The organism is Porticoccus sp. (genome assembly GCF_041592135.1).
Taxonomy (GTDB): Bacteria; Pseudomonadota; Gammaproteobacteria; order Pseudomonadales; family Porticoccaceae; genus Porticoccus.
On the sequence record NZ_JBFHQR010000182.1, the window covers coordinates 1 to 3,538 of the forward strand.

The 3,538-nt window shown below is 61.0% G+C and carries 3 protein-coding genes; 1 reads left to right on the forward strand and 2 read right to left on the reverse strand.

Annotated elements, in window-relative coordinates; genetic code table 11:
- The coding region (gene gshA, locus ABY948_RS11725) for a glutamate--cysteine ligase (RefSeq protein WP_461482718.1) at window positions 1-1,002 on the reverse strand (1,002 nt) is incomplete at its 3' end.
- A 355-nt stretch (window positions 1,003-1,357) separates the two neighbouring features.
- Here gshA and ABY948_RS11730 point away from each other — a divergent pair.
- On the forward strand, window positions 1,358-2,752 hold the full coding sequence (locus tag ABY948_RS11730) for a UDP-glucose dehydrogenase family protein (RefSeq protein ID WP_461482719.1): 1,395 nt from the start codon (window positions 1,358-1,360) through the stop codon (window positions 2,750-2,752).
- A gap of 173 nt (window positions 2,753-2,925) precedes the next feature.
- On the opposite strand, the gene ABY948_RS11735 is transcribed toward ABY948_RS11730, so the two are convergent.
- A partial coding sequence (locus ABY948_RS11735) for a UDP-2,3-diacylglucosamine diphosphatase (protein ID WP_461482720.1) occupies window positions 2,926-3,538 on the reverse strand: 613 nt, incomplete at its 5' end.

Here is a 3,538-nt window from a genome sequence, read left to right on the forward strand (position 1 = left end):
ACAGCGCACCTCGATGTACTCCACGCCCCGCTCCCACAGGGCCCACAGGGGAATTTCACCGGAGCGGGTGGTGCGTTTGGGGCGGATGGTGCTGTAAAACTCGTTTTCGATTTGCAGCAGGTGGGTGCTGAGCTGGCGGTAGTCGCCATTGCCGTCCTTCAAGCCCACGGTTTCATAGTCGGGGTAGGGCTGCACCAGCGCCTGGCGCAGGGTGGCGACGTAGCTGCGCAGATCGTTGTAACACACCACCAGCTGTTCCTGGGCCCTGCTCTGGTAGCCGAGGTCGCCCATGCGCAGGGAGGTGGCCCGGGGTGAATGCAGGCTGTGCTCATCCCTGCCGAAGGGCTCCAGCCGATGTGGCCGGTCGCGCACAAAGCTGCGGCACACCCCCGGTGAGGCGCCGAACAGGTACAACAGCAGCCAGAAGTGGCGGCGGAAGTTGCGGATCAGGGCGAAATAGTTGTCGGTCTTGAAGGTTTGCAGGCATTGATCCGGCTGCTCGTGTTTGCGCAGCAGTTCCCACAGGGCGTAGGGGGCGGAAAAATTGTAGTGAATGCCGGCTATGGTCTGCATCAGCCGACCGTAGCGGTGACCCAGGCCGATGCGGTAGATGGTTTTCATGCGGCCGATGTTGGAGCTGCCGTACTGGCCCACCGGGATAGCGCTGTCGCCGCTCAGCTGGCAGGGCATGCTGTTGGCCCACAACAATTCGTCGCCGATCTGGCGATAGGTAAAGCGGTGAAGATTGTCCAGGGTGTCCAGTACCTGGTCAGCGCTGCTGGACGGCGGCGTGATAAATTCCAGCAACGCTTCCGAGTAATCGGTGGTGATCTGGGGGTGGGTCAGGGCCGAGCCGAGTTTCGCCGGGTGCGCTGTCTGTGCCAGCGTGCCCTGGGGGGTGACCCGCAGGCTTTCCTTTTCAATGCCGCGCACCAGGCCCGACAACAGCCTGGAGTGTTGGTCGGTGGAAAGCAGGGCCAGGCGGCTTTTCAGTAATGGCAAGTTAAATTCCTTGTGAAACCGGGTCGGCTGACGGCGTTCAGCGGTGGGGCCATGGTGTGCAGTTGCGCGTAGTTCGACCACGTTATGTCATGAAATATCCACGCTGCGCCAGCTGTCCGCCGGTCTGGCGTCAGCCTGAAGGGGCGGGTTAATACTGACCCCTGTTGGCGATTGCGCCAATCGGTTCAGTGTCGCTCCCGCCGTGGTTTAACAGGCTGCCGGGAGTTGGGAAGTGTAACTGAAATGGTGCGCTGACCAGAACCACCTGTGGTGCCATAAAAACGCCACTTATTTGACATATCGCTGTCATGCCCCGGTCACACCATTGTTGGAAAAGAAAGCAATGGTGAAAGCGATGAGAGTGACTGTATTTGGCGGCGGTTATGTGGGGCTGGTGACCAGCGCCTGCCTGGCTCACGTGGGCCACCGGGTGGTCTGTGTGGAGCAGGACGAAAAGCGGGTGGAGGCCCTGCAACAGGGTATCTGTCCCATCTTCGAGCCGGGACTGGAAGACTATCTGCTGGAGGGACAGCGGGAACAATTGCTGGAATTTACCACGGATGCCGCCCGCGCCGTGGCCCGGGCTGAGATCCTGTTTATTGCCGTGGGCACCCCCGCCGATGAGGATGGCACCGCCGACACCCGCCATGTGCTGAACGTGGCCAGGACCATTGGCGATTACCTGAATGATTTTGCCGTGGTGGTGACCAAGTCCACGGTGCCGGTCGGCACGGCGGATGCGGTGAGTGCCGAAGTGGCTCAGCGGCTGGCCCAGCGCGGCCTGAGCGTTCCCTTCGAAGTGGCGTCAAACCCGGAATTTCTCAAGGAGGGCGCCGCCATCAGCGATTTTATGAAACCCGACCGCATTGTGGTCGGCACCGGGTCGGAACGGGTGGCAGAGATGATGCGTGAACTCTATGCACCCTTTAACCGCAATCACGAACGCTTGATGGTGATGGATGTGCGTTCTGCCGAACTGACCAAATACGCCGCCAATGCCATGCTCGCCACCAAGATCAGCTTTATCAACGAAATCGCCAATCTGGCAGAGTACCTCGGCGCCGATATCGAGAAAGTGCGCCAGGGCATCGGCGCCGACCCGCGCATCGGCTACCACTTTATTTACCCCGGTTGTGGTTATGGCGGCTCCTGTTTTCCCAAGGATGTGCGCGCCCTGCAGGCCACCGCGGAAAGGGCGGGCTACCAGCCCCATCTGTTGACGGCGGTGCAGCAGGTCAATGCCAACCAGAAGCAGCGCCTGTTTGACAAGTTGCAGGCGTATTTCGACGGCCAGCTGGCCGGCAGAACCATCGCCGTGTGGGGACTGGCCTTCAAGCCGCGCACAGATGATATGCGCGAGGCGCCCAGCCGGGTGTTGCTGGAAGCCCTGTGGCGCTGCGGCGCCACTGTCCAGGCCTATGATCCCCGCGCCATGGAGGAGTGCCAGCGCCTCTACGGTGACCGCGAGGACTTGATTCTGATGGGCACCAAGGAGGCGGCAGTGAAAGGTGCCGATGCGCTGGTGATCTGTACCGAGTGGAAGCATTTCTGGGCGCCGGATTTCGCTGCTCTGGCAGAAAAGATGAACCACCCGGTGATTGTGGATGGCCGCAACCTGTACGACCCGAAAAGAATGGCTGCCGCCGGATTCGACTACCTGGCGGTGGGGCGCAACAGCTATACGGCCGCGCCGGTTGCCACTGCCGAAGCTGGCGGGCCCACCGTAACGGACAAATCCGCCGCGGCCTGATCTGGCCGCAGTTTGATGGGCAGTTTGATGGATTGAAGCGCTGGGCGCTGTTCCCACTGATGTGATTGCCGCTGCTGGAGGTTGTTTTTGTTTCCAGCCAGGCGGAATGGACGTGGTTTGGTGACTCTGGATGAGCGAACGACAACGACCTGGGGAGCTAAAATGGCCCCGGCTCAGGGTGTCAGGCGGGGCAGTTTGTAGGGCGCGGTGATGGTGGCGTCATTGGCGGCCTGATCAGACTTGATGGCCTGTTGCAGGTCGCCCCAATGGACCAGTTCAAGTTTGCCGTTGTGGTGCTCGGTCAGGGCGGTACAGCTTTCCACCCAGTCGCCATCATTGCAGTAAAGAATCCCGTCGATAGTGCGAATCTCCGGCTGGTGGATGTGGCCGCAGATAATGCCATCCACCCCCCAGCGCAGTGCTTCAAGGGCTGCGGCTTCCTCAAAGGCGGCAATCGCCGCGCGGGCGTTTTTGACCCGGTTTTTCACATAGTAGGCCAGTGACCAATAGGGCAGTCCGAGCGCGCGGCGCACCCGGTTGCTCCAGCGATTCAGCCGCAGCAGCAGGCTGTAACCGGCGTCGCCGACGAAACGGGTGAAAGGACTGCACAGCACCGCGTGATCAAATTCGTCGCCGTGCATCATCAGCAGCTGCTTGCCCTCACGGGTGGTGTGCACATAGTGGGGATGTATCTCGATATTGAGTACCGAGTTGCCGACGATGTCCCGCACCAGGCCATCGTGGTTGCCGGGGACGTAGATCACCCGGGTGCCACTGTTGGCCAGG

Coding starts and splice junctions, on each gene's coding strand:
- ABY948_RS11730 (WP_461482719.1), top strand. CDS start 1,358: ATGAGAGTGACTGTATTTGGCGGCGGTTATGTGGGGCTGGTGACCAGC.